The organism is Methylocystis sp. (assembly GCF_050251305.1).
Taxonomy (GTDB): Bacteria; Pseudomonadota; Alphaproteobacteria; order Rhizobiales; family Beijerinckiaceae; genus Methylocystis.
In genome coordinates, this window is the sequence record NZ_JBFWNB010000022.1 from 1 (window position 1) to 23219 (window position 23219).

Here is a 23219-nt window from a genome sequence, read left to right on the forward strand (position 1 = left end):
GTGGTCGAACGGCCGGGACAAAGACAGGAGCCGAATCATGTTCTTTGCAATGAACCGCTTCAGGATCGTCAGAGGGAAGGAACAGGATTTCGAAGAGGTGTGGCGGTCGCGTCAGTCGCGGCTGCACGAAAGGCCCGGGTTCATCGTCTTCCATCTGCTCAAAGGGCCCGAGCGCGAAGACCATACGCTCTACGCGTCGCATGCGCTGTGGGAGACCCGGCAACATTTCGTGGATTGGACGCATTCCGAGCATTTTCGGGAGTCCCATAAAAACGCCGGCCAGAACCGTCACCTCTATCTTGGCGGTCCTGAGTTCGAGGGGTTTGACGTGGTTCTGACGGAACAGAATCCAAATTACGCGCCGCAGGACGCCTGAACGAGACGGCGCGCGCTTTCGGTCAAGCGCCGCACAGACTCAAGCCTCCGCAAATTATTCGGCCGCGAGCGGCGGCTCCTCCGGCATGCACTGTCCGGAACGCGTGAGAAAACGTCGGCACTGCTGCTCGCGATCATATCCGAGCAGCGTGCCGAGCATGAAGTCTTCCTCCGGCGTAAGCGCGTTGAGCGGACGCGTGATGATGGACCGCGCCACGGCGACGAACGCGGGCCGGCCGAAGAAGAGGTTCACCTTGATCGGATTGAGCTCCTGAACGAAGTGATGGACGCCTTGCCGCTCGAGCTTGCCGAGCACCAATTCGAGTTCCTGACGGCTGAGGGTCATCAGAAACAGGCCGCGAACGCCTCTGCCGCATTCGTAGATGTTGTGATGAAAAAGTCGCAGCACCGGCGCTGCGTCGATGCATCGAGAATGCGTTGACGAGAGCGTTTGAACGCTCTCGCCGCTCAAAGTAACTGGCTCAGCCATGCGGTCACTCTTTTTTCGGTCATGCCGGACTGGGTGTCCTGATCGAGGGCGAGGCCCACGAATTTGCCGTCGCGCTCGGCGGTGGAGCCGACATAGTCGTAGCCGGCGGTTTCGGTGAAGCCGACCACCTTGGCGCCGAGCGCCGACACTTCGTCGTAAAGGATGCCCATCGCGTCTACGAAGGAGAGCGGATAGGTCTGCTGGTCGCCGGTGCCGAACAGCGCGACTTTCTTGTCCTTCAGATCGGAGGCGCGCAGCTTGTCGATGTTCTCTTCCCAATCCGTTTGCAGAGTGCCGTCGCCATAGGTCGGCGAACCAAGGATCAACAGATGGCAGTTTTCGAAGTCGTCCGTCGTGGCGTTCTTGATGTCGACCGACCGCCCCTGGCACTTCTTCGAAATTTTGGACGCAACCCCTTTCGTCGCTCCGCCGTCGGAGCCGAAGATGACCGTAATGCTCATGCCGCCTCTTCCACGGAATTTTGAAGGTCGAACTCAGCGAGCGCCGAGAAAAGTTGAAACAGTTCGCTGTGAGCGCAACTGCTGTCGTTCCTCGAAATATACATAATCTCTATTACGTATGAAGGGCCTATCTTCTGGAAGAAGTGTAATCACAAAGGCATGTACTCTGGATTTATTTTAATTACGAAGCGCGATCATGAATTCCATAGAGACAGGCGAATGACGCGCCTTGCGCGCCAAAGCGACGGATTTTTTGACGTCGTGGATCGCGCAAGCGTCTGCGCGGGACCGCTCAAGACGACGGGCGATCAGCGCGGGGCGCCCCAGGGGCCGCGTGGCGGCCAGAGCGGGGGTTTGCCGTCCTTGGGCAGGAACGAGGCTTCGCCCGGCCGCGGCGCATTGATCGCGCCAGGCTCGTCCCCGGCGCGCGCGACCGGGATGTCCCGGCCGCCGGCGAATTTGACCAGCGCCGCGATGCGGGCGTCGACGCTCGGATGCGTCGCGAGCCAGCCCGACTCCGGATGAAGCGCCGGGCTTTCGATGAAGAAATATTGCATGCGCGACGGAATGGTCGGCATCGTCGCATGCGCTTCGATCTTGCGCAGCGCCGAGATCATCGCGTCTGGATTCTTGGTCAGTTCGACGCTGCCGGCGTCGGCGAGGAATTCGCGCGAACGCGACAGCGCGAAGCGGATCAGCACCGACGCGCCCCAGCTCAGCGCGATGATAAACAGCGCGATCAGAATGGCGAGGGCTGCGCCGCCATTGCCGCGTCTGCTGTCATCGCGCTCGGGACGATGCGGCGAGAAGCCGAACGGAAAATCCCAGCGACGGATCGTCAGATCGGCGACGAAGGCAAAAATGCCCGCGAAGATCACGGCGATCACCAGAAGCTGAACGTCGCGGTTGCGAATATGCGTCAGTTCATGCGCGAGCACCGCCTCCAGTTCGGCGTCGGTGAGATACCGGGTCAGACCGCGCGTCACCGCGATCTTGTACTGTCCTTCTTTCAGTCCCGAGGCGTAGGCGTTGAGCGCGTCGCTTTCGATGAGCTGCAGGGCGGGGATCGGCACGCCGCGCGAGATGCAAAGATTTTCGAGTAGGTTGTAGACGCGCGGCGACTCCGCGCGCGACAGATTCGCCGCGCCGGTGGCGAAGTCGATCATCTTCTGATGGAAGAGATAGGCGATCACGAACCAGACGCCGGCGGCGACGACTCCGATCGGCCAGCCGCGCTTCAAATCATCGACGGCGAGCGCGAGAATATAGTCGAATGGCGCGCCGGGCCGCGCGCTCATCGCTTCGATCAGCAGCGCGAATGAGAACATCAGCGCGAGAAGCAGAACGACGAATCCCGCGAGCAGAAAGGCCGAGCGCAGCTCATTTGCGCGAATATGGGAATAGAGGCCGTAGGCTTTGAACATCATGCTCCCGCTGCTGTCATTCCCGACCCGCGCACGTCGCGCGCGATCGGGAATCCAGGCGCTACGACTTTGCTAGAGCTGGATTCCCGATCAGGCCTGTGGCCTGTCGGGAATGACAACTTTGCGCGGCGCCTTCGCCAGTCCGCCTAAAACTGCACCTTCGGCGGGGCTTCGATCGCGCGCTGCTGCGCCTCGTCCAGCTCGAAATAGTCCAGCGGCTCGAAGCCGAAGCGGTCCGCGATCAGGAAGCCCGGAAAGCCTTCGCGCGTGGCGTTATATTCCGCGACCGTATTGTTGAGGAAACGCCGCGCCGCGGAAATCTTGTTCTCGATGTCGGACAGTTCCCGCTGCAGGTCCTGGAAATTCTGGTTGGCTTTGAGATCCGGATAGGATTCTGACAGAGCGATCAGCCGCGACAGGGCGCCGGTCAGCGCGCCCTCGGCGGCGCCCTGCTGCGCCGGGCCATGCGCCTCGATGGCGGCGTTGCGCGCCTTGATCACGTCCTCGAGCGTGGTTTTCTCGTGGGTGGCGTAACCCTTGACCGTCTCGACGAGGTTGGGCACGAGGTCGTGGCGCTGCTTGAGCTGCACGTTGACGTCGGAAAACGCCTGTTTGCTCCGTTGTCGCAGCGTGACCAGGCCGTTGTAAACGCCGACCAGCCAGAAGGCCACGGCGGCGATCAGCCCTAGAAAAATCAGCAAAGACATGGCGCGCTCTCCCGCGGCGCGCCGCTTCGTGCGGCGTCGTTTTTGCGCCGCTATGTTAGCCGCTATTCCCGGCTAGGCAAAGATGCGCCGCTCCCTTTAGATTTGACGCACGCGCCGGGCGCGCCTATCTCATGGAAACGCAAAGAGACACGGCGAAACACGATGGCCATTCTGCCGATTATCACGCTTCCGGATCCGCTGCTGCGAAAGGTTTCCGAACCGGTCGACCGGGTCGACGAGGAGGTGCGGCGTCTGCTCGACGACATGCTGGAGACGATGTACGAGGCGCCGGGCATCGGGCTCGCGGCCATCCAGGTCGCCGTCGCCAAGCGCATCGTCGTCCTCGACGTCGGCAAGACCGAGGAGACCCGCGCGCCGCTGTTCCTGATCAATCCGGAAATTATCTGGGCGTCGGAGGAATTGAGCGTCTATCAGGAGGGCTGCCTCTCGGTGCCCGACTATTTCGAGGACGTGAAGCGGCCGGCGCGGGTGCGCGTGCGCCATCTCGACCGCGCGGGCGCTGTTCAGGAATTCGACGCCGAAGGGTTGCTTGCGACCGTGGTGCAGCATGAGCTGGATCATCTCGAAGGCGGTCTCTTCATCGACCATCTGTCGCGCCTGAAGCGGGAACGGGTGGTCAAGAAGTTCAACAAGGCAGCGCGCCATGACGAGATCGTCGCCGAGCGTCGCGCCGCCGCGGAACGCCAGTCGGAACAAGCCGGGGCCTGACGATTGCGCGACAGAATGCGCGTCGTCTTCATGGGCACGCCGGATTTCGCGGCGCATCTCCTCGAGGAAATCGCCGCCCGCGGCCATGCGGTCGTCGCGGTCTATACGCAGCCGCCGCGCCCCGCCGGACGCGGCATGGCGGAGAAGAAATCCGCCGTCCACCTTCTGGCGGAGCGCCTCAATCTTCCCGTCCGCACGCCAAAAAGCCTGAAGAGCGCCGAGGCCCAGGCGGATTTCGCCGCGCTTGACGCGGACGTCGCCGTCGTCGCCGCCTATGGTCTGCTGCTGCCTCAGCCGATCCTCGACGCGCCGCGATATGGCTGCCTCAATCTTCACGGATCGCTGCTGCCGCGCTGGCGCGGCGCCGCGCCGATCCAGCGCGCGATCATGGCGGGGGATCGGGAGAGCGGCGTCATGGTGATGAAGATGGAGGCGGGCCTCGACACCGGCCCCGTGGCGCTGACGGCGAAAACGCCGATCGGCGCAGACATGACCGCGGGCGAGCTGCATGACCGCCTCGCCGCGCTTGGCGCGCCGCTGATGGCGCAGGCGCTCGATCTGCTCGCGAAAGGCGAACTGCAGTACACGCCGCAAGGCGAAGAGGGCGCCTGCTATGCGCGAAAGATCGATAAGACCGAAGCCCGGATGGATTGGCGCCGCTCGGCGCAGGACCTGCACGATCTCGCGCGCGGCCTCTCGCCCTTTCCGGGCGCTTTTTTCGAAGCCGATCTCGGCCATGGCGTCGAGCGCGTGAAGGTTCTGCGCACGCGGGTCGAGGCGGGAGAGGGCGCGCCAGGCGCCGCGCTCGACGATCACGGCCTCATCGCCTGCGGCGCGGGCGCGTTGCGGCTGTTGCGCGTGCAGCGCGCCGGCAAGGGCGAGATGGATTTCGAAGAATTCGCGCGCGGCCGCAAGCTGACGCGCGGCGTCTCGCTGGGCTGACATGCCCCGCTTCGCCCTGACCATTGAATATGACGGCGCGCCTTACGTCGGCTGGCAGCGGCAGACGAATGGCGTTTCCGTGCAGCAGCGCCTCGAAGAGGCCCTGGCGGCGCTCACCGGCGGCGCGCGCGCCGTCGTGCATGGCGCCGGCCGCACCGACGCCGGCGTGCATGCGCTGGGGCAAGTCGCCCATGTCGATCTTTCGCGCGACTGGCGGGTCGATCGTCTGCGCGACGCGATCAATGCGCATCTGAAGCCGGATCCGATCGCGGTTCTGTCGGCGCGAACGGTCGGCGACGATTTCGAGGCGCGGTTCTCGGCGGTGCGCCGCCATTATCGCTATGTCATCGACAATCGTCGCGCGCCCTTGACCCTGACCCTCGGCCGCGCCTGGCACGTCAAGCGGCCGCTTGACGCCGGCGCGATGCATGAAGCGGCGCAGTCGCTCGTCGGACGCCATGACTTCACGACCTTTCGGGCCTCCGAATGCCAGGCGAACTCGCCGATGCGCACGCTGGAGCGCCTCGACGTGCGCCGTGACGGCGAACGAATCGAGATCGTCGTTTCGGCGCGCTCCTTCCTGCACAATCAGGTGCGCTCCATGGCCGGTTCGCTGGAGCATGTCGGCAGCGGCAAGTGGCGCGTCGAGGATCTTGCGCTGGCGCTTTTGGCGAAAGACCGTGCGCGCTGCGGACAGGTCGCGCCGCCGCACGGTCTTTACCTTGTTGCTGTCGATTATTAGCGCAGGACGCGCGACGACGGCCGCTACGGCTTGTCGCCGGCTCCTGCGTCGCCGTCCGGCGACGGTTTCGTCGCGTCTTGCTTCAACGCCGACGGCTTGGCGGGTTTCTTCGCCGCATGTTTCGCGGCGCCTGGCGGAGTCGGGGATCGTGCTTCCTTGGCGAGCGCGCCGTGAATAGGAAGAAAGCTTGCCGACAACACAGCGGCCAATATTCCATTTGCGCAGGATCGCTGATTCATCGCTTGATGGTTCCCTCAAATGTGAGAGCCCCCGCCGAATCGTCCGGCCCGCCCCATCGACATCAAGCCGGTCAACGGTGATGAAGTTGGGCCGCCGTCACGCCTGCGCTGAGGTTATTTCATGACGCAATTCGCGCGCTTAGCGGAATCGTGTCGAACTGGCTAATGAATGCTTAAAAAAATCACGCGCGTCATTCGCCTTCAGCCGCCGCCTTCAGCCGCTTCCATCTCTTCCGGCTTGACGGCCTCGCCCATGGAAGACTCGGTCTTCACCGGCAAACTGGCGGGAAGTCTGGCGACGGGCCGCTGCGCGGTCGGCGTCTTTTCCTGCGCAAGCGCCCCGTGAAGCGGGATGATGCTTGCGGACAGGACCGCAGCGAGAATGCCGTTAACGCAGGGTCGACGATTGGTCATATGTCTCTCGCATGATGTCGCGGCGCCGACTCAATCACCGCCTTGCGCATTGAGCGTCAAAAAAGTGGCGAGAAAGCGTCGAGACTAGGTATGCGGGCGCCATTTCAAATCAAGACCCGCTGAACCAATTGTATCCCTTGTCCTCCCAGTAGCCGCCCGAATATTCGTTCGTCACGAAAATCTCGCCGATGAATTTCGGATTCTTGAAGCCGAGTTTCGTCGGGATGCGCAGGCGTAGCGGGTAGCCGTATTTGGCGTCCGCAAAATCGAGAGCGAGCAGAGTCTGCGGATGCAGCGCGCTCTGCATGTCGACGCTCGAATAATATTTGTCGGCGCAGTTGAAGCCGACGTAGCGCGCAGTCAGGTCGGCGCCGATTCGTTCGAGAAAATGGCGGAGCGCGACGCCGCGCCATTTGCCGATCGCGCTCCAGCCCTCGACGCAGACCAGACGGGTGATTTGGCTCGTCTGCGGCAGCGCGCGCAAATCGTCCAGACTCCAGGGCCGCTTGTCGGCGATGCGGCCGGAGAGCTGCAGTCGGTAGCTCTCGCGGTCGATATGGGGGACGTCCTTCTCTTCATAATAGGCGTTGAAGGGAAAGGGCGTCGTGACGTCGGCCTCGGAATAGGTTGGCGCAAGCCTTGTGGGATCGAACAGCGCCGCCTGCATCTTGTCGTTGAAGCGCGACATGGCGAACAGCAGCCGATCGACGACGTCATCGTCCTTCAAGGTGCAGCCTGAGAGAAGCGACAGCGCCCCAAGCGACAGCCCCTGCTTAAGGAAGAGACGGCGCTCGAGCTTCGCGATCTGCGGCCGGAAGGCGGTAAGGCCTGCGCTGCGGGGCGGCTTCATTGCGACGCCTCCGCGCGGCCGGTGAACATCGGCGTGAGTGCGCCCTTGACCGTCAGGGCGAGCGCGATGTGAACGACAAGGAAGGCGACGATCGCCGCCATGGCGAAGAAATGCACGCGTCGCGCTGCCTCATAGCCGCCCATCACGGCCGTCAGCTCCTGCAACTGCACTGGCTTCCAGATCGCGAGGCCCGACAGAATGGCGACGATCACGGCAAGGATGACGCCGACATAGAGCAGCCGTTGCGCGGCGTTGTAGCGGCCGGGCGCATGATCCAAACGGCCTCGGCGCGCGCGAACGACGTCGGCGAGCGCCTCTTTGATCGAGATCGGCAGAAAGCGCTTTCGGAAATGACCTGAAACGACGCCATAGGCGAGATAGGCCATGCCGTTAACGGCCAGGAGCCACATGCCGGCGAAATGCCAGGCGAGCGCGCCGGCGAGCCATCCGCCGAGCGTGGCGTCCTTGGGGAATTCGAAGCCAAAGAACGGGGCGGCGTCGTAAATGCGCCAGCCGCTCAGGACCATGATGAAAATCGCAAGCGCGTTCAGCCAGTGCGTCACCCGAACGAAGAGCGGGTGAATCGTTTTGGCCCTGTCGGCGCCGTAAACCATGACGGTTTCTCCTCTTTGCGCGCAAACATATGGCGTGAGCGTCCGAAAGCGAAGGCCGCCGGCCGCGCCGCGTTGACAGGCGGATCGCCTTCGCCCATGACGGCGAAGCTTTCAACCTGCGGGAATATGGCGGCTCATGCGCGTCTTCGTGACCGGCACGGCCGGCTTCATCGGCTTCCATCTGGCGAAGCGTCTCCTCGACGCCGGGCATCTCGTCGACGGCTACGACGGCATGACGCCCTATTACGATCCGAGCCTGAAAGAGGCGCGTCGCGCCATTCTGCTGCGGACCAACGGCTATCGCGACACGATCGCGATGCTGGAAGACATGGAGGCGCTGACCAGCGCGGCCGAGCAGGCCGCGCCGGACGTTATCGTCCATCTCGCGGCGCAGGCCGGCGTGCGCTACTCGCTGCAAAATCCGCGCGCCTATGTCGACGCCAATCTCGTCGGCGCCTTCAATGTCATGGAGATCGCGCGACGGCTCAAGCCGCGTCATTTTCTGTTCGCTTCGACGAGCTCGGTCTATGGCGCGAGTCCGACCGTGCCATTCCACGAAAGCGATCGGACCGACTTTCCCTTGACGCTTTACGCGGCGACGAAGAAGGCCGGCGAAGCGATGGCGCATTCCTATGCGCATCTGTGGTCGATCCCGACGACGATGTTTCGCTTCTTCACCGTATATGGCCCGTGGGGCCGGCCCGACATGGCGCCGTTGAAATTCGTCGACGCCATCGAGAACGACCGCGCGATCGATATCTATAACCATGGCGACATGTCGCGCGATTTCACCTATGTCGCCGATCTTGTCGAAGCCGTCGCGCGCTTGATCGACTGCGTTCCCGTGCGCGATTCGGGCGACGACAGCGTTTCGCCCGTCGCGCCGTTTCGCATCGTCAATATCGGCCGTGGCGCGCCTGTGAAGCTTCTCGACTTCATCGACACGATCGAAAGAACGCTCGGCAAAAAGGCGAAACGCAATTATCTCGACATGCAGCCGGGGGATGTGCCGCGCACCTTCGCCAGCGCCGATCTGTTAGAGCGCTTGACCGGCTATCGCCCGCAGACGTCGCTTGACGACGGCGTCGCGGCGCTCGTCGACTGGTATCGCGACTATCGCCGCGCTCATGGCGAACTGGCCTATTGAGCGGCGATCGCTATTTCTTGTGCCCGGAGAGGAAGCTGTGCGCCCCGGCTTCGTCGAAGACCGGCGTGACGTGATTCACATTGAGGTCGGTCCACGACTGAAAAAGCTTGCCGAGATCGGCGACGTCGTTGGCTTCGACGATGCTCCAGCCTTCGAGCAGGGTGACGGAAAGCCAGTTTCCGATCACTTTCATGCCCTTCGGAGCGGCGTCGCCGAGTTTCTGAAAACGCTTGAGAACCTCGTCGCGATGTTGGGGCGTCATTTCATAATAGATTGCAAACAACATGGGCCGTTCCTCCCCTTGTTCGAAGATGCATGTGTTCGCGAGGGCGACGGGCGCTCAAACTGCCCGACTCTGACGTCACATACAACCTGAGCCGAGCGGCTCGGCGCTTTGGCGCTGGCGAATGACGGCGCACCATGCGTCATCGATACGGCCTCGTGGCGAAGGCGTCGACCTCCGCGCGCGACAGCGGCACGCGCAATTTGTTTTCGGGAAGGCCGGCGCATATTTTCTTTGCGCGCGTCGACTGGCGTCGCGGCCAGCTGCTGCGCGATTGACGTCCTTGGCGTCTTGGCGCGCCGGATGATTAGGAATGCCATGACGCGCTATCTGAAATATGCGCTCGCAGCTTTTTGCGCCGCCTATCTCCTGGCCCTCGCCGCCCTCGCCGCCTTTCAGCGCGACGTCCTTTTTCGTCCCGACGCGCTGCGCGCCGATCCAGCCGCGGCTGGGCTTGCCGAGGCGCAGGAAACGACGCTCAAGACGCGCGACGGCGAGACGCTCGTCTCCTGGCGCATTCCCGGCGACTGCGGCCGGCCGTTCATTCTCTATTTTCACGGCAATGGCGGCGCGCTTCGCGATCGCGTTCCCCGGTTCAGACGCTTTGTCGAAGACCGATTCGGCATGCTCGCCGTCTCCTATCGCGGCTACGGCGGCTCGACCGGCGCGCCGGCGCAGGAAGGCCTCTTCCTCGACGCTGAGACGGCCTACGCCGAGGCGCTGAGGCTCGGCTATGCGCCCGAGCGGATCGTCATCATGGGCGAGTCGCTTGGAACGGGCGTCGCTGCTCATCTTGCGGCCGCGCATCCTGCCGCGGGACTGGTGCTCGATTCCCCCTATTCCTCCATCGCCGACGTGGCGGCGGAGCGATACGCCTGGGCGCCAGTCCATTATCTCGCGCGCGATCCGTTTCGCTCGGATCGAGAGATCGGCAAGGCGCGGGCGCCGGTCCTGATGCTCCACGGCGAGAATGATTCCATCATTCCCATTCGCCTCGCGCGCCGGCTCTTCGATCTCGCCAATGAGCCGAAGACTTTTCTTTCAGCGCCCGGCCGCAATCATCTGGCGCTGCTCGATCCGGGCGTTTATCCGCGCGTGCGCGACTGGATCGAGGCGCGCGCCGCCGGCGCCGGTTGCGAAAAAGCGGACGCGGGCGTTCCGCGCGAAGCGCTCACAAAAAAATGAAATCGATCGTGTTTTTTGTCTGGGCGATCCGCCGCGACGCAATGCGATCTAAAGCCAGTCCGGCAGGCGGTCGAGCGCGATGATCTCCTCGACGCTTTGACGCTTGCGAATGACGGCGAAGCGCTCGCCGTCGACCAAAACTTCCGGTACGAGCGGCCGCGTGTTGTAGGCGCCGGACTGCACGGCGCCGTAAGCGCCCGCCGTCAGCACGCACAGCAGTTCGCCGGCGCGCGGTTCGACCATCTCGCGCCCATGCCCGAGATAATCGCCCGTCTCGCAGACCGGTCCGACGACGTCGGCCACGATCTTGCGCCGATTGGCGTTCTCGCGCACGGGGATGATGTCGTGCCAGGCGTCGTACAGCGTCGGGCGGATAAGGTCGTTCATGCCGGCGTCGACGATCACGAACGTCTTGGCGTCGCCATGCTTCACATAGATGACGCGCGTGACGAGGATGCCGGCGTTGCCGACGATCAGGCGTCCCGGCTCCAGCACCAGCCTGCAGTCGAGCGCGCCGAAATGCCGGCGCACGATCTCGGCGTATTTCTCGGGATGGTAGGACTGCGGGTCGTCGCCCTCGTGATAGGGGATTCCCAGTCCGCCGCCGAGATCGACATGCGAAATCCTGTGCCCGTCCGCGCGCAGGTCGCGCACGAGTTCGGCGAGCAGCGAAAAAGCCTCGTCGAAGGGCGCGAGATCGGTGAGCTGCGAACCGATATGCATATCGGCGCCGGAGATTTCGATTCCTTTGAGCTTCGCGGCGAAGGCGTAAACTTCGCGCGCCCGCGACAGCGGCACGCCGAATTTGTTTTCGGCGAGGCCGGTCGAGATTTTCTTATGGGTGCGGGCGTCGACGTCCGGATTGACGCGCAGCGATACGCGGGCGGCGCGCCCGAGCGCCGCCGCCGCTTGCGACAGGCTTTCGAGCTCAGGCTCCGATTCGACGTTGAAACAGAAGATTCCCGCCTCGAGCGCCGCGGCGATCTCCTCGCGCGTCTTGCCGACGCCCGAAAAGGTGATCTTTTCGGGCGCAACGCCGGCGGCGCGCGCGCGCGCCAGCTCTCCTCCCGAAACGACGTCCATGCCGGCGCCTTCCTGTGCGAGGAGGCGCAGCACGGCCTGGTTGGAATTGGCCTTCACCGCATAGCAGACGAGCGCGTCGAGCCCCGCAAAGGCCTGGGAAAAGACCCGGTAGTGGCGTCGGATCGTCGCCGCCGAATAGCAATAAAAGGGGGTGCCCACCGCGTCGGCGAGCGTGTCCACGGCGACGTCCTCGGCGTGGAGCGCGCCGTCCCGATAGTCGAAAAGATGCATCGGCTTAAAGCAGCGGATCGAGCGGGAAGGGGTATTGCGCTGGCGGACGATTGCCGATCGTGCCGGGGATGGGCGGCGGCGGGAGAGACGATTCAGGGGCGCCTGGCGTCGGCTGGCGCGCCGTTCGCGCCGATCTGGCCTCGGCCTCGGCGCGCAACGCCGCCCCGCGCGCCTGGGTTTCCGGCGGCAGCTCCAAAGGCCCGCGCCGGCCGCAGGCGCCGAGGCTCGCGGCGAGGAGCGCCAGCGCAAGAACCGCCATCGGGCGGCGGGCGAGGAACGGCGAGGAAGGCGTCACGGCGATTCGTCCCAAGGGAAAGCCGGCGCACTATAGCGATGACGTCGAAAAAGGCGAGGGCGCCGGAGAATGGCCTCCGCTTTCCTGGCGCGCGGGAGCAGAATTTGACTAATCCGAAGCGAATCCGATCGCCGGCCACTCGCCGGCGCGGCCGTTCAGCGACCGCTCAGACCGCGTCCGCCGCCCGCCGATTAACCGAAAAATGCTGAAAAGGCTGATGATCCGGCGCTCAGTCTTTACGATTGGGCCTTGGCGTGGTTAGGTCCGGCATGGTCAGCGTTCGGCGTTTATTCGCCGCCGTCGTCGCGGCGCTCTTCATGGTGATTCCCCTGGCGGCCGGTCCGGCGGGCGCTGCGATGCGCATCCGCATCGATCTTTCGGCGCAACGGCTCGAGGCGGTGACCCCTCAGGGCGAAGCCGTGTCCTGGAAAATTTCCAGCGGTCGGCGGGGCTATGAAACGCCGACCGGCACATTCAGCGTGATGCGCATGGAGGCTGATCATTATTCGGACGAATATGATCAGGCGCCCATGCCCTACGCCATTTTCTTTTCGCCGCGAGGCCTTGCGATCCATGGCAGCTACGAGCGTGGCCTTGGCAGTCCGCGCTCCCATGGCTGCGTGCGCCTCGCGGTTCCCAACGCGCGCCAGCTGTTCCAATGGGTCGAAAAGCACGGCGGGGCGACGATCGAAATTTCCGGAAGGGGCTCCCCCCGCGCCTCCAGGCGCCAGGAGGCCGAGGTCGAGCGCCCCCTCGAGCGTGCTCCTCTGCCGCGCCGCCCGCGCCCTACGTATGAACAACCGGCTTATGATCCCAGCATGGAGAGCTTTTCCCTCTTCTGACGTCCGCCCCGTCCGCAACGGCCCGCCGTTGCATCTTGGCAACAGTCTTAAACAGAATCGCAATGGATGCTGCCGCGCGTTTGCCGCGCTGCTTGTTAGCGAGTAATGCTCGGATTTCTGGCGCTTGTTGACGACGAGCAGAGTAGAGACGTTGACGACATCGAAGACCCCCCTTCTCGACCGGATCGCCACTCCCGAAGACCTGCGCAAGCTGCGCCCGAATGAGCTCAAGCAGTTCGCAGAGGAATTGCGCCACGAGACGATCGACGCCGTCTCGGTGACCGGCGGCCATCTGGGGGCGGGTCTCGGCGTCGTCGAGCTGACGGTCGCCCTGCATTATGTTTTCGACACGCCGCGCGACAAGGTGATCTGGGACGTCGGCCACCAGACCTATCCCCACAAAATCCTTACCGGCAGACGCGACCGCATTCGCACGCTGCGCATGGGCGGCGGCCTGTCCGGCTTCACCAAACGGGCCGAAAGCCAATATGACGCTTTCGGCGCCGGCCATTCCTCCACGTCGATATCGGCGGGGCTCGGCATGGCCGTGGCGCGCGATCTCGCCGGCGGCGACAATCACGTCGTGGCGGTGATCGGCGACAGCTCGATGTCCGCCGGCATGGCCTATGAGGCCCTGAACAACGCCGGCGCCTTGCACTCCCGGCTGATCGTCATCCTGAACGACAACGACATGTCGATCGCCCCGCCGACGGGCGCCATGTCCGCCTATCTCGCCCGGCTCGTCTCCGGCGGCGCCTACCGCTCAATTCGCGAGGCCGCGAAACAGCTCGCCAGTCATTTGCCGCGCTTCATCTACGACAAGGCCCGCAAGGCCGAGGAATTCTCGCGCAGCTTCATCACCGGCGGCACGATGTTCGAGGAGCTCGGCTTCTACTACGTCGGCCCGATCGACGGGCACAACCTCGATCATCTGCTGCCCGTGCTCAAGAACGTCCGCGACAAGGACGACGGCCCTGTGCTCGTTCACGTCGTCACCCAGAAGGGCAAGGGCTTCGGACCGGCGGAGGAATCCGCCGACAAGTGCCACGCCGTCAATAAATTCGACGTCGCGACCGGCATCCAGATCAAGCCCAAGGCCAATGCGCCGACCTACACGAATGTGTTCGCCAAGGCGCTGATCGCCGAAGCCGAACACGACGACAAGATCGTCGCCATCACCGCGGCGATGCCGTCGGGCACCGGCCTCGACATTTTCGGCAAAGCGTTCCCGCACCGGACCTTCGACGTGGCGATCGCCGAGCAGCACGCCGTCACCTTCGCCGCGGGCCTCGCCTGCGAGGGCTACAAGCCGTTCTGCGCGCTGTATTCGACCTTCCTGCAGCGCGGCTATGATCAGGTCGTGCACGACGTCGCGATCCAGAACCTGCCGGTGCGCTTCGCCATGGATCGCGCCGGCCTCGTCGGCGCCGACGGCCCCACACACGCCGGCGCGTTCGATCTCGCCTATCTCGGCTGCTTGCCGGGCTTCGTCATCATGGCGCCCTCCGACGAAGGCGAACTGATGCATATGGTGGCGACGGCGTCGTCGTATGACGAAGGGCCGATCGGCTTCCGCTATCCGCGCGGCGAGGGCGTCGGCATAGAATTGCCGGCGCGCGGCGAAATTCTCGAGCTGGGCAAGGGGCGCATCCTGCGCGAGGGCGATAAGGTCGCGATCCTTTCGCTCGGCACGCGGCTCGCCGACTCGATGAAGGCGGCGGCGGAGCTCGAGAGCTATGGCGTCTCGACGACGGTCGCCGACGCCCGCTTCGCCAAGCCCATCGACCGCGACCTGCTGCGCCGGCTCGCCGCCAACCACGAGGTCCTCATCGTCATCGAGGAGGGCTCGATCGGCGGCTTTGGCGCGCAGGTTTTCCAGGCGCTGTCCGAAGACGGCATGCTGGACGGCGCGCGCGGCGCGTTCAAGTTCCGCAGCATGACGCTGCCCGACGCCTATATTGACCACGACAAGCATGAGCTGATGGTCGCCAAGGCGATGCTCGATAGCAAGGCGATCGTCGGCAAGGCGCTTGAACTCCTGGGCGACGAAAAAGGCGCCGCGCGGGTGATGATCGCCTGAGGACGCGCGCCCTTCGCTCTCCCGGCGGGAGGGCGTCAGCGCCGAAAGGGCAGATGATTTTTGTCGCTTCGGCCGCCTCCGCTCCGGCCGCCTCCGGCGCTTATGCTCTGGCGTTGCGTCTCGACGCGCCGCTCGAGATTCGCCTCGGAAAGATCGCGGCGCAGCTTCCCGCGGGCGATTACCTGTATTGCGGCTCCGCCAACGGCCCCGGCGGATTGCGCGCGCGGCTCGCGCGGCACATGCGGCCGAAAAAGCGCGTCCACTGGCATATCGATCGGCTCACCGCCGTGGCGCATGTGCTTGGCGCCTTCGTCGAGGAAGCGGGCGACGAATGCGCCCTTAACGCCGCCCTTGGCGATTTGCCGATCCCGGTCGCCGGCTTCGGCAGTTCGGATTGCCGGCGCTGCGTTGCGCATTTGAGATATTGGCCGGCCGGCGCGGCGCTTCCTTCCCGGTGGGAAAATGCTAGGAAGGCGGCCGAGTCGCCGCCTCCCGCTTGAGGGAGGCGCACGCCGAGCGGAGACGAACCTCACCCCTCGGCGCATCGCCACCCCACCCCGGACTGCGTCGCAGTCCGACCCTCCCCGTCAAGGAGAGGGTCAAGGCAGCTGTCCTGATGTCCAAAGACGAAACAACGACCAAAGTCGAAGCGCGCGCGCCGCGTGGGCTCGCCGACCGCGAAGCCGGGGAGCTCGCCGCCACCGGCCGGATGCTCGACGTCATCCGTTCGGTCTACGAACTCTATGGCTTCGAGGCCCTGGAGACGCCAGCGATCGAATACACTGACGCGCTCGGCAAATTCCTGCCCGATCAGGATCGGCCCAATGAGGGGGTTTTCTCCTTTCAGGACGATGACGAGCAATGGCTGTCGCTGCGCTATGATCTGACCGCGCCGTTGGCGCGCTTCGTCGCGCAGAATTTCGATCGGCTGCCCAAGCCCTATCGCTCCTATCGGGTCGGTCCGGTCTATCGCAATGAAAAGCCGGGACCCGGGCGGTTTCGGCAGTTCATGCAGTTCGACGCCGACACGGTCGGCTCGGCCTCGCCCGCCGCCGACGCCGAGATCTGCATGATGGCCGCCGACGCGATGGAGCGTCTGGGGATCGCGCGCGGCGATTACGTCATCAAGATCAACAGCCGTAAGGTGCTCGACGGCGTGATGCAGTCGATCGGCCTGTCCGGCGAGGAAAACGCGCCGCGACGCCTCGTCGTGCTGCGCGCGATCGACAAGCTCGACCGGCTCGGTCCCGACGGCGTCCGGCAGCTGCTCGGCGAGGGCCGCAAGGACGAAAGCGGGGATTTCACCAAAGGCGCGGGGCTCGATCTGCCGGCGATCGACACCGTCCTGTCGTTCAGCCTCGGCGGCCAATATCGCGACGGCGCGCCGGCCTTCGATCTCTTCGGCCTGCTCGGCAAGAGCGAGATCGGCGCGCAGGGCGCCGAGGAGCTCCTGGAGATCGAGGATCTCGCGCGCGACGCCGGCTTCGGCCCCGACCGCATCCGCATCGATCCCAGCATCGTCCGCGGCCTCGAATATTACACCGGGCCCGTTTTCGAGGCGGACCTCACCTTCGAGACCCGCGACGAGAAGGGACATCCCGTGCGCTTCGGCTCGGTGGGCGGCGGCGGCCGCTACGACGGCCTCGTCGGGCGCTTCAGGCCGGAGAATACGCCGGCGACCGGCTTCTCGATCGGCGTGTCCAGGCTCTTTGCGGCGCTCAAGCTCATCGGCAGCCCAATCGTCTCGGCGCGTCCGCATGTCGGCCCGGTGGTGGTGCTGGTGCTCGATCGCGACAGGCTCGCCGACTATCAGCGGATCGCGGCGCAGCTGCGCAACGCCGGCATCGCCGCCGAAATCTATCTCGGCGCGGCGGGCATGAAGGCGCAGATGAAATACGCCGACCGCCGCAACAGCCCGCTGGCCGTCATTCAGGGCTCCGACGAAAAGGCGCGAGGGGAAGTCACCCTCAAGGATCTCGTCGCCGGCGCAAGGGCGGCCGCCAATATCGCCACCAATGAGGAATGGAAGGCGCTTCGCCCCGCCCAGTTCGCCGTTCCGGAGGCCGAGCTCGTCGAGCAGGTCGCAAAGGCGCTGAAAGAGCACATCTAGCCTGCGGCGAAGCTGATCATTGCCTCACAGGCTGGCGCATATAGGTTTCGCGAAGAGACAGAGGAGCAAACGCATATGAATGGCGACACGCCCAAATCAATCGTTCATCCGACCGATCTCTCCTTCGCGAGTCTGGACGCATTCGCCCATGCGTTACGGATCGCCGTCGACTGCAAGAGCATGCTGCACGTCCTGCATATCGAGGCGCCTGCGTCCGAGGACGACGATTGGGATCGCTTTCCGCATGTGCGCGAAATGCTCGCGCGCTGGAAGATGATCTCGCCGAGCGCGTCCCGTGAGGAGGTCGCCGCCCAGCTTGGCGTCAAATTCGTCAAGGCGTCGGTCGAATCGGAATCGCCCGTCGCCGGCATCTCCGCCTATGTCGAGCGGCATTTGAGCGATCTGCTGGTGATGATGACCCGGCCGCGCAGCGTGCTGGAGCGCCTGCTGGACGGCTCGATCGCAGAGGAAACGGCGCGCGAGACTCATGTGCCGGCGCTGTTCCTGCGCGAGGATCAGAAGGGGTTCGTCGATCGGGAGACGGGCGCGGTCTCGCTCAACACGGTGCTGATGCCCGTCGAGGCGTCGGTCTCGCCGCTCGACGCCTTCCGCCACGTCGCCGATCTGGCGCATTGTCTCAATCCGTCCGCCGACGTCATGATGCTGCATGTCGGCGAGGAGCTGCCGATTTTCGAAGGGCTGCTCCCGCATATCGAATTGCGCCGCGGGCCGGTCGTCGAGACGATTCTCTCCTATGCCCAGGAGATCAAGGCGGACATGATCGCCATGCCGACGCGCGGGCGTCGAAGCCTGCTCGAAGCGCTGCGCGGTTCAACGACGCAGCGCGTGCTGCATGAGGCGCCCTGTCCGCTGCTCGCCTCGCCGGTGAAATAACGATAGGTCGTCGTTGCGCGGCGCATGCGCCGAAGCGATCCAGCAAAGCGTCCTGCGCTGGATTGCTTCGCGCGCTATGACGATCGCAGGCGTTACAGCGAACGCTGGAAATGCAGGACGCCGCCCTGCGCGCCCTTCAGGAAAAGATCGTCGCCCTTGGTGTCCCAATAGGGGCCAGAGAGCAGGACCGCCCAATAATCGCGTTCGAACGCCGCGAGCGGGCCTTCGCATTTGCGCTCATTGATCGCCGGCATGGTGCGCGGGCCGAGGCGATTGGGCCCGATGATGAAGATGCCAGACCAGTTCTTGCAGCCCGAAAAGCCATTGGCGCGGCCCGTCGAGTCGATCGAGATCCACATCTCCACCGGCGGCGCTTTGCCGTTGATCTCCTTGAGCACGAAATTCACATTGTGCGGGAAGGGCTGATAGCGCGGAATGCCGCCCGTCTCCTTGTTTTCGTCCTCCGGTTGCTGCTGCTCCGCCCCTTGAGGCGACTTTGCGCGGCTCTTGGCGTCGGCTGGCGCGGCGGCGAGCGCAACGGCGCAGAGCGAGGCGGTTAAGGCGAGCAAAATCCTGTTCATCGCGTCAGTTATCCTCCCGTAAGGCGGCCTGCGCCCGAAGGCGGCCGCGGCCGCTGCGCAGGCCTTATAGCATGCTTGGCAGGACGCGGTCAGGCGGGCGGTGGCCGTCCATGAAGGTTTTGATGTTGATGATCACTTTCTCGCCCATATCGATCCGGCCTTCGATCGTCGCGGAGCCCATATGCGGCAGCAGCGTGACCTTTCCGGCCTTCGCGAGCTTCAGCAGTTTGGGAGAGACGGCGGGCTCGTGCTCAAAGACATCGAGGCCGGCTCCGGCCATCTCCTCAGCTTCGAGCATCCGGACCAGCGCGTTCTCGTCAACGATTTCGCCGCGCGCCGTATTCACCAGAATGGCGTGGGGGCGCAGATGGGACAGCCTGCGGGCGGAGAGAAGATGATAGGTCGCCGGCGTGTGCGGGCAGTGGATCGACACGACGTCGACGCGCGCCAGCATCTGGTCGAGCGACTCCCAATAGGTCGCCTCCAGCTGCTCTTCGATATCCGCCGAGACTCGCCGGCGATTGTGGTAGTGAATTGAAAGGCCGAAGCTTTTTGCGCGACGCGCCAGGGCCTGGCCGATCCGGCCCATGCCGACGATGCCGAGCCTCTTGCCGGTGATTCGATGGCCGAGCATCCAGGTCGGCGACCAGCCGGCCCAGGCGTCGTCGGGGATCGCGCTCGCGCCTTCGACGAGCCGGCGCGCCACCGACAGGATCAGCGCCATGGTCATGTCGGCCGTGTCTTCGGTGAGAACGCCGGGCGTGTTGGTGACGGTGATCGAGCGGTCAAGCGCCGAGGCGACGTCGATATTGTCGACGCCATTGCCGAAATTGGCGATGAGCTTCATTTGTTCGCCGGCCTGTGCGATCAGATGCGAGTCGATGCGATCGGTGATCGTCGGCACCAGCACGTCGGCGGTGCGCATGGCCTCAACGAGTTCGTCATGAGTGAGCGGCTTGTCGCTTTCATTAAGCCGCGTGTCGAACAACTCGCACATGCGGGTCTCGATCACCTCGGGCAGCCGGCGCGACACGACAACGAGCGGCTTCTTTTTCGGCATATCCTTGGTCGCGCCTCCGCGTTTATGTTGTGTCGCAGCAGCGATTCTGCGATTCGCGCTATGATCTTCGCCGCCAGGCGGCGGCGGATGAAAAGACGCCGGCGGGGTGCGCCGGCTTCAACCGGGTCTTAACGGCGGTCGGCGACAAAACCAATACGCCCTTCGGCGGACGCATTCGACTTTCCTACCAGATGACGGGCCAAAGACAAGCGAGCGATCACTTCATCATGCCGCGGATAAATGCAGAATTTGCGCCAATTTCGACAGGTTTCTCAGGGGCTCGGGAGCATTTCCGGAAGCATCGGCGCGCTCTGCTCGCGGCGTGTCTGACGGCGTTTTTTTGCGCAGCGCACGCCGACGCTCAGGAGCCGCAAAAAGGTCCGGTCAGCGGTCTGCCCTTGCCCCGTTATGTCAGCCTCAAATCGGATCGCGTCAATGTTCGGGAGGGGCCGAGCAAGGAACATCCGACGCTCTGGGTCTATGAACGCGCGGCGCTTCCGGTCGAGATCACTGCGGAATTCGAAACCTGGCGCAAGATCCGCGATTCCGAAGGCTCCGAGGGCTGGGTGCTGCATTCGCTGCTGTCCGGAAGGCGCACCGCCTTGGTCGCGCCCTGGAAAAAGGAGCCGCAGCTGCTCGTCGCCGCCGATCATTCGACGCCGACGGCGAAGCTCGGTCCGGGCGTGATCGGAAATTTGCGCGGCTGCGACGGCCAATGGTGCCGCATCGCCGGCAAGGGCTTCGACGGCTACATGCAGCAGGAAAATCTCTGGGGCGTCTATCCCGGCGAGAAATTCGAATAGTCAGGCGGACGGCTTTGCCGGCAGACGGCTCTTGAGCGTCTCCAGCGCCGTGGAAATGGCGCCCCGACTGAACGGCTTGGTGACGACCGGCGCGTCGGCGTGCGCCGCGAGCACGCCCTGTTCGCCATAACCGGTGACGAAGGCGAAGGGCTTCCGCCGGCGCTCGAGGACGCCGGGCAGAACATGCGCCTTCTGGCCATTGAGGTTGACGTCGAGAAAGGCGAGGTCGAAATCTTCGTTGGTCGCCTTTTGCAGCGCGTCCTGAATATTCCCGGCGCTGGCCACGACCTGAGCGCCAAGCTCCTCGAGAAACATCTCGAGCGCCATGGCGATGACGGCCTCGTCTTCGACGATGAGAATGCGTGGTTGGCTCATTTGAGCACGTCCATGGTTAGCGGAATGTCCATTGCGCAGCGCAATCCCTCGGGCGGGATTTCGACCGCGACGTGAGCGCCGGCGTCCGCCGCCAGCGTCCGTTCGATCAGCCGCATGCCGAACCCCTTGTCGGACGGGGGCGACACGCTCGGTCCGTCATGCTCGCGCCAGACGAGATGGAGCATCGGCGTTCGCCGCGCAGAATCGACGCTCCAGTCGACGGCGACTCGTCCGCCTGGCGCCGACAGCGATCCATGTCTCACGGCGTTGGCGCACAATTCGTGCAGCGTCATCGCCAGCGCCGATGCGATGCGCGGGCAAACGTCGACGGGCGGCCCCGAGACGTCGAAGTTCTCTGAGCCGCCCGGCGCGATCGCCGTGCGCGCGAGTTCGCCGATGTCCGCCTTCGTCCAATTCTCGCGGGTCAGAACGTCATGCACCGCCGCGAGCGCCAGGAGGCGATTTTCGAACAGCTCCGCGGAATCCGGCTTCAATTCCCGCAAGGAGTGCATGGCGAGGGAATGCACTGTCGCAAGCGTGTTCTTGACCCGATGATTGAGCTCGTCGATCAGAAGCTGCAGGCGCTCGCGATCGCGCTCCTGTTCGGTCACGTCGGTGTTGGTGCCGTACCAGCCGACGATGGCGCCGTTCTCGCGCAGGGGTTCGACGCGCGTCAGAAACGGCCGATAGAGTCCGTCTGCGCCTCTCAGCGGGAAGATCATCTGGAAGAATTCGCCGTGCTGGATGGCATGCGTCCAGCGCTCCAGCATTTTGGGCAGCACGTCCGGATGATGCACGGATTGCCAGCCCCATCCCGCCATGTCCTCGGGAGTCGTGCCGGTGTAGTCATACCAGCGATCATTATACCAAAAGATCCAGCCGTCCGGACGCGCCATCCAGGCGAGGTTGGGCATAGAGTTGGCGAGCGCCTTGAATTGCGCGTAGGTGATTTCGGTTTCTTTTTCGGCTGTCCGTTGCGACATTGCTCCCCGCCCGAAACCTTTTTTCCAAAGAGTGGTCGACGCCCCGCGGCGACGCCGAGCTCTCTGGAAATCTGTCTTCTCCCGGAGATATAGAGCGGGCTTAGGCGCGGCGAAGGCGCACGACGACATCTATGCGCGCGACGCGCAAACCGTCCGGCGGGCGAGGAAGATCGGACACCGATATGTTGGCGCCGTCGATGTCGTAAAGCTCGCCGTCGTCCTCAAGTAGGAAATGGTGGTGGTCGGCAGTGTTGGTGTCGAAATAGACCCGCTCGCCGTCGACGGCGATCTCCCGCAGCAGACCCGCCTGGGTGAATTGGTGCAGCGCATTATACACTGTTGCGAGCGACACCGAGAGATCGGCGGCGAGCGCTTCTTCGTAGAGCCGCTCCGCCGTCACATGCCGATCGCCGCCCTCGCCGAACAGCAGTTCGCCGAGCGCCAGCCGCTGCCGGGTCGGCCGCAGGCCGGCATCGGCCAGCAGTTCGCTGACCGATCTGCGCGGCGCGGCGTCTGGCGGGTGGGTCGGGATCGGGTCAGCGTTCATTCTAGGGCCATCATAGGGGGAACGGCGGGAAATTCAACGCCGTTCGGCTGTTGGAAGCGGTCCGCGGCGGCGCTTTCGGCCTGCGCAAGGCTATGTTACGGATCGCTTCGCCCAAGAACGGCGTCATCGGCGCACATAAGCAAAAGGGCGCGTCCGTGGCGACGCAAGGGAGACGGGCCTCCATGAGGCTCCAACGCGAGGAACAGGGAACGATGGGCGAGAGGCGCTCCTCATTCGGCTACGAGGATTTACTGGCGTGCGGCGAGGAGAAGCTGTTCGGCCCCGGCAATGCGCAGCTGCCGCTGCCGCCGATGCTGATGTTCGACCGCATCACCGAGATTTTCGAAGAGGGAGGCGCGCATGGCAAAGGCTATATGCGCGCCGAACTCGACGTTAAGCCGAGCCTTTGGTTCTTTGACTGCCACTTCAAGGGAAATCCCGTGATGCCCGGCTGTCTGGGTCTGGACGCGCTGTGGCAGATGGTCGGCTTTTATCTGGCCTGGCTCGACAATCCTGGACGCGGCATGGCGCTCGGGGTCGGCGAGGTGAAATTCTCCGGCCAGGTGCGGCCGCATACCAAGCTCGTCACTTATGGCGTCGACTTCACGCGCCTGCGCACAGGCAAGCTCGTAATCGGTTTGGCCGACGGCTGGGTCGCGGCGGATGGCGAGCGCATTTACGAGGCCAAGGACCTCAAGGTCTGCCTCGCCAAAGAGGCGCCGGCCGCCTGACC

29 protein-coding genes are annotated in these 23219 nt (G+C 64.2%); 14 read left to right on the top strand and 15 right to left on the bottom strand.

All coding sequences use genetic code 11. The annotated features are described in order from the left end of the window. The first annotated feature begins 37 nt into the window (after positions 1–37). Positions 38–376 (top strand): antibiotic biosynthesis monooxygenase family protein, encoded by a 339-nt coding sequence (locus AB7F41_RS09260; protein ID WP_428406525.1) that lies wholly within the window; start codon positions 38–40, stop codon positions 374–376. 54 nt (positions 377–430) lie between these two features. Here the strand turns inward: AB7F41_RS09260 and AB7F41_RS09265 are convergent, their stop codons facing one another. From AB7F41_RS09265 to AB7F41_RS09280, 4 genes are all read right to left on the bottom strand, one after another. Further along, complete coding sequence (locus AB7F41_RS09265) at positions 431–865, bottom strand: DUF2023 family protein (protein WP_428381508.1); 435 nt, start codon at positions 863–865, stop codon at positions 431–433. Further along, on the bottom strand, positions 844–1326 hold the full coding sequence (gene fldA, locus AB7F41_RS09270) for a flavodoxin FldA (protein ID WP_428381510.1): 483 nt from the start codon (positions 1324–1326) through the stop codon (positions 844–846). Before fldA ends, AB7F41_RS09265 begins: the two co-directional genes overlap by 22 nt. 308 nt (positions 1327–1634) lie before the next feature. Further along, on the bottom strand, positions 1635–2750 hold the full coding sequence (locus AB7F41_RS09275) for a M48 family metallopeptidase (RefSeq protein WP_428381544.1): 1116 nt from the start codon (positions 2748–2750) through the stop codon (positions 1635–1637). Between the two features lie 146 nt (positions 2751–2896). Further along, the gene (locus tag AB7F41_RS09280) at positions 2897–3457 is read right to left on the bottom strand and encodes a LemA family protein (protein WP_428381512.1); all 561 of its coding nucleotides are present in this window, start codon (positions 3455–3457) and stop codon (positions 2897–2899) included. 162 nt (positions 3458–3619) lie between these two features. On the opposite strand from AB7F41_RS09280, the gene def reads away from it, so the two are divergent. Genes def through truA form a run of 3 tightly spaced genes read left to right on the top strand, consistent with a single transcriptional unit; the run spans position 3620 to position 5870 of the window. Then, positions 3620–4186, top strand: coding sequence for a peptide deformylase (gene def, locus AB7F41_RS09285; protein ID WP_428381514.1), 567 nt, complete (start codon positions 3620–3622; stop codon positions 4184–4186). 15 nt (positions 4187–4201) lie between these two features. Then, complete coding sequence (gene fmt / locus AB7F41_RS09290; protein ID WP_428381516.1) at positions 4202–5128, top strand: methionyl-tRNA formyltransferase; 927 nt, start codon at positions 4202–4204, stop codon at positions 5126–5128. A 1-nt stretch (position 5129) separates the two neighbouring features. Then, entirely contained in the window at positions 5130–5870 is a 741-nt protein-coding gene (truA, locus tag AB7F41_RS09295) for a tRNA pseudouridine(38-40) synthase TruA (RefSeq protein WP_428381518.1), read from the top strand. Positions 5871–6310: 440 nt separating this feature from the next. On the opposite strand, the gene AB7F41_RS09300 is transcribed toward truA, so the two are convergent. The 3 genes from AB7F41_RS09300 to AB7F41_RS09310 all read right to left on the bottom strand — a co-directional run bounded on the left by AB7F41_RS09300 (position 6311) and on the right by AB7F41_RS09310 (position 7987). Further along, positions 6311–6523, bottom strand: a complete 213-nt coding sequence (locus tag AB7F41_RS09300) for a hypothetical protein (protein WP_428381520.1) — start codon at positions 6521–6523, stop codon at positions 6311–6313. Positions 6524–6632: 109 nt separating this feature from the next. Beyond that, positions 6633–7373: a molybdopterin-dependent oxidoreductase gene (locus AB7F41_RS09305; RefSeq protein WP_428381522.1), complete on the bottom strand. Its 741-nt coding sequence runs from the start codon at positions 7371–7373 to the stop codon at positions 6633–6635. Beyond that, complete coding sequence (locus tag AB7F41_RS09310; protein WP_428381524.1) at positions 7370–7987, bottom strand: cytochrome b/b6 domain-containing protein; 618 nt, start codon at positions 7985–7987, stop codon at positions 7370–7372. Before AB7F41_RS09310 ends, AB7F41_RS09305 begins: the two co-directional genes overlap by 4 nt. 136 nt (positions 7988–8123) lie before the next feature. Between AB7F41_RS09310 and AB7F41_RS09315 the strand changes: the two genes are divergently transcribed. Next, positions 8124–9134, top strand: coding sequence for an NAD-dependent epimerase/dehydratase family protein (locus tag AB7F41_RS09315; RefSeq protein ID WP_428381526.1), 1011 nt, complete (start codon positions 8124–8126; stop codon positions 9132–9134). A gap of 10 nt (positions 9135–9144) precedes the next feature. Here AB7F41_RS09315 and AB7F41_RS09320 read toward each other — a convergent pair whose 3' ends face one another. Beyond that, positions 9145–9420 (bottom strand): DUF3303 domain-containing protein, encoded by a 276-nt coding sequence (locus AB7F41_RS09320; protein ID WP_428381528.1) that lies wholly within the window; start codon positions 9418–9420, stop codon positions 9145–9147. A 134-nt stretch (positions 9421–9554) separates the two neighbouring features. Between AB7F41_RS09320 and AB7F41_RS09325 the strand changes: the two genes are divergently transcribed. Further along, positions 9555–9695 carry a hypothetical protein gene (locus tag AB7F41_RS09325; protein ID WP_428381530.1) on the top strand — a complete coding sequence of 47 codons (141 nt, stop codon included), beginning with the start codon at positions 9555–9557 and terminating at the stop codon, positions 9693–9695. A gap of 40 nt (positions 9696–9735) precedes the next feature. Next, the gene (locus AB7F41_RS09330) at positions 9736–10602 is read left to right on the top strand and encodes an alpha/beta hydrolase (RefSeq protein WP_428381532.1); all 867 of its coding nucleotides are present in this window, start codon (positions 9736–9738) and stop codon (positions 10600–10602) included. Positions 10603–10650: 48 nt separating this feature from the next. Here AB7F41_RS09330 and lysA read toward each other — a convergent pair whose 3' ends face one another. Together lysA and lptM are read right to left on the bottom strand one after the other, a co-directional pair. Then, positions 10651–11916: a diaminopimelate decarboxylase gene (gene lysA, locus AB7F41_RS09335; protein WP_428406523.1), complete on the bottom strand. Its 1266-nt coding sequence runs from the start codon at positions 11914–11916 to the stop codon at positions 10651–10653. A gap of 4 nt (positions 11917–11920) precedes the next feature. Further along, positions 11921–12211 carry an LPS translocon maturation chaperone LptM gene (lptM, locus tag AB7F41_RS09340; RefSeq protein WP_428382346.1) on the bottom strand — a complete coding sequence of 97 codons (291 nt, stop codon included), beginning with the start codon at positions 12209–12211 and terminating at the stop codon, positions 11921–11923. A gap of 254 nt (positions 12212–12465) precedes the next feature. On the opposite strand from lptM, the gene AB7F41_RS09345 reads away from it, so the two are divergent. The 5 genes from AB7F41_RS09345 (at position 12466) to AB7F41_RS09365 (ending at position 18137) form a co-directional block, all read left to right on the top strand. After that, on the top strand, positions 12466–13053 hold the full coding sequence (locus AB7F41_RS09345) for a L,D-transpeptidase (protein WP_428382348.1): 588 nt from the start codon (positions 12466–12468) through the stop codon (positions 13051–13053). A 151-nt stretch (positions 13054–13204) separates the two neighbouring features. Next, entirely contained in the window at positions 13205–15133 is a 1929-nt protein-coding gene (gene dxs, locus AB7F41_RS09350; protein ID WP_428382349.1) for a 1-deoxy-D-xylulose-5-phosphate synthase, read from the top strand. A 53-nt stretch (positions 15134–15186) separates the two neighbouring features. Next, entirely contained in the window at positions 15187–15633 is a 447-nt protein-coding gene (locus tag AB7F41_RS09355; RefSeq protein WP_428382351.1) for a GIY-YIG nuclease family protein, read from the top strand. Positions 15634–15749: 116 nt separating this feature from the next. Continuing rightward, positions 15750–17243, top strand: a complete 1494-nt coding sequence (gene hisS, locus AB7F41_RS09360; protein WP_428382353.1) for a histidine--tRNA ligase — start codon at positions 15750–15752, stop codon at positions 17241–17243. Positions 17244–17318: 75 nt separating this feature from the next. Beyond that, on the top strand, positions 17319–18137 hold the full coding sequence (locus tag AB7F41_RS09365) for a universal stress protein (protein ID WP_428382354.1): 819 nt from the start codon (positions 17319–17321) through the stop codon (positions 18135–18137). A gap of 92 nt (positions 18138–18229) precedes the next feature. Here the strand turns inward: AB7F41_RS09365 and AB7F41_RS09370 are convergent, their stop codons facing one another. Further along, entirely contained in the window at positions 18230–18718 is a 489-nt protein-coding gene (locus AB7F41_RS09370) for an META domain-containing protein (protein WP_428382355.1), read from the bottom strand. A 64-nt stretch (positions 18719–18782) separates the two neighbouring features. Further along, on the bottom strand, positions 18783–19778 hold the full coding sequence (locus AB7F41_RS09375) for a 2-hydroxyacid dehydrogenase (RefSeq protein ID WP_428382357.1): 996 nt from the start codon (positions 19776–19778) through the stop codon (positions 18783–18785). Positions 19779–19969: 191 nt separating this feature from the next. Between AB7F41_RS09375 and AB7F41_RS09380 the strand changes: the two genes are divergently transcribed. Next, on the top strand, positions 19970–20581 hold the full coding sequence (locus AB7F41_RS09380) for an SH3 domain-containing protein (protein ID WP_428382476.1): 612 nt from the start codon (positions 19970–19972) through the stop codon (positions 20579–20581). Here AB7F41_RS09380 and AB7F41_RS09385 read toward each other — a convergent pair whose 3' ends face one another. From AB7F41_RS09385 to irrA, 3 genes are all read right to left on the bottom strand, one after another. Continuing rightward, positions 20582–20956 carry a response regulator gene (locus tag AB7F41_RS09385; RefSeq protein ID WP_428382359.1) on the bottom strand — a complete coding sequence of 125 codons (375 nt, stop codon included), beginning with the start codon at positions 20954–20956 and terminating at the stop codon, positions 20582–20584. It abuts the gene before it with no gap. Continuing rightward, a complete protein-coding gene (locus tag AB7F41_RS09390) occupies positions 20953–21939 on the bottom strand; it encodes a sensor histidine kinase (RefSeq protein ID WP_428382361.1) in 987 nt (328 codons plus the stop codon). Before AB7F41_RS09390 ends, AB7F41_RS09385 begins: the two co-directional genes overlap by 4 nt. A 100-nt stretch (positions 21940–22039) precedes the next feature. Continuing rightward, entirely contained in the window at positions 22040–22486 is a 447-nt protein-coding gene (gene irrA / locus AB7F41_RS09395; RefSeq protein WP_428382362.1) for an iron response transcriptional regulator IrrA, read from the bottom strand. A gap of 212 nt (positions 22487–22698) precedes the next feature. Between irrA and fabA the strand changes: the two genes are divergently transcribed. Next, positions 22699–23217: a 3-hydroxyacyl-[acyl-carrier-protein] dehydratase FabA gene (fabA, locus tag AB7F41_RS09400; RefSeq protein ID WP_428382478.1), complete on the top strand. Its 519-nt coding sequence runs from the start codon at positions 22699–22701 to the stop codon at positions 23215–23217. Positions 23218–23219 lie beyond the last annotated feature (2 nt).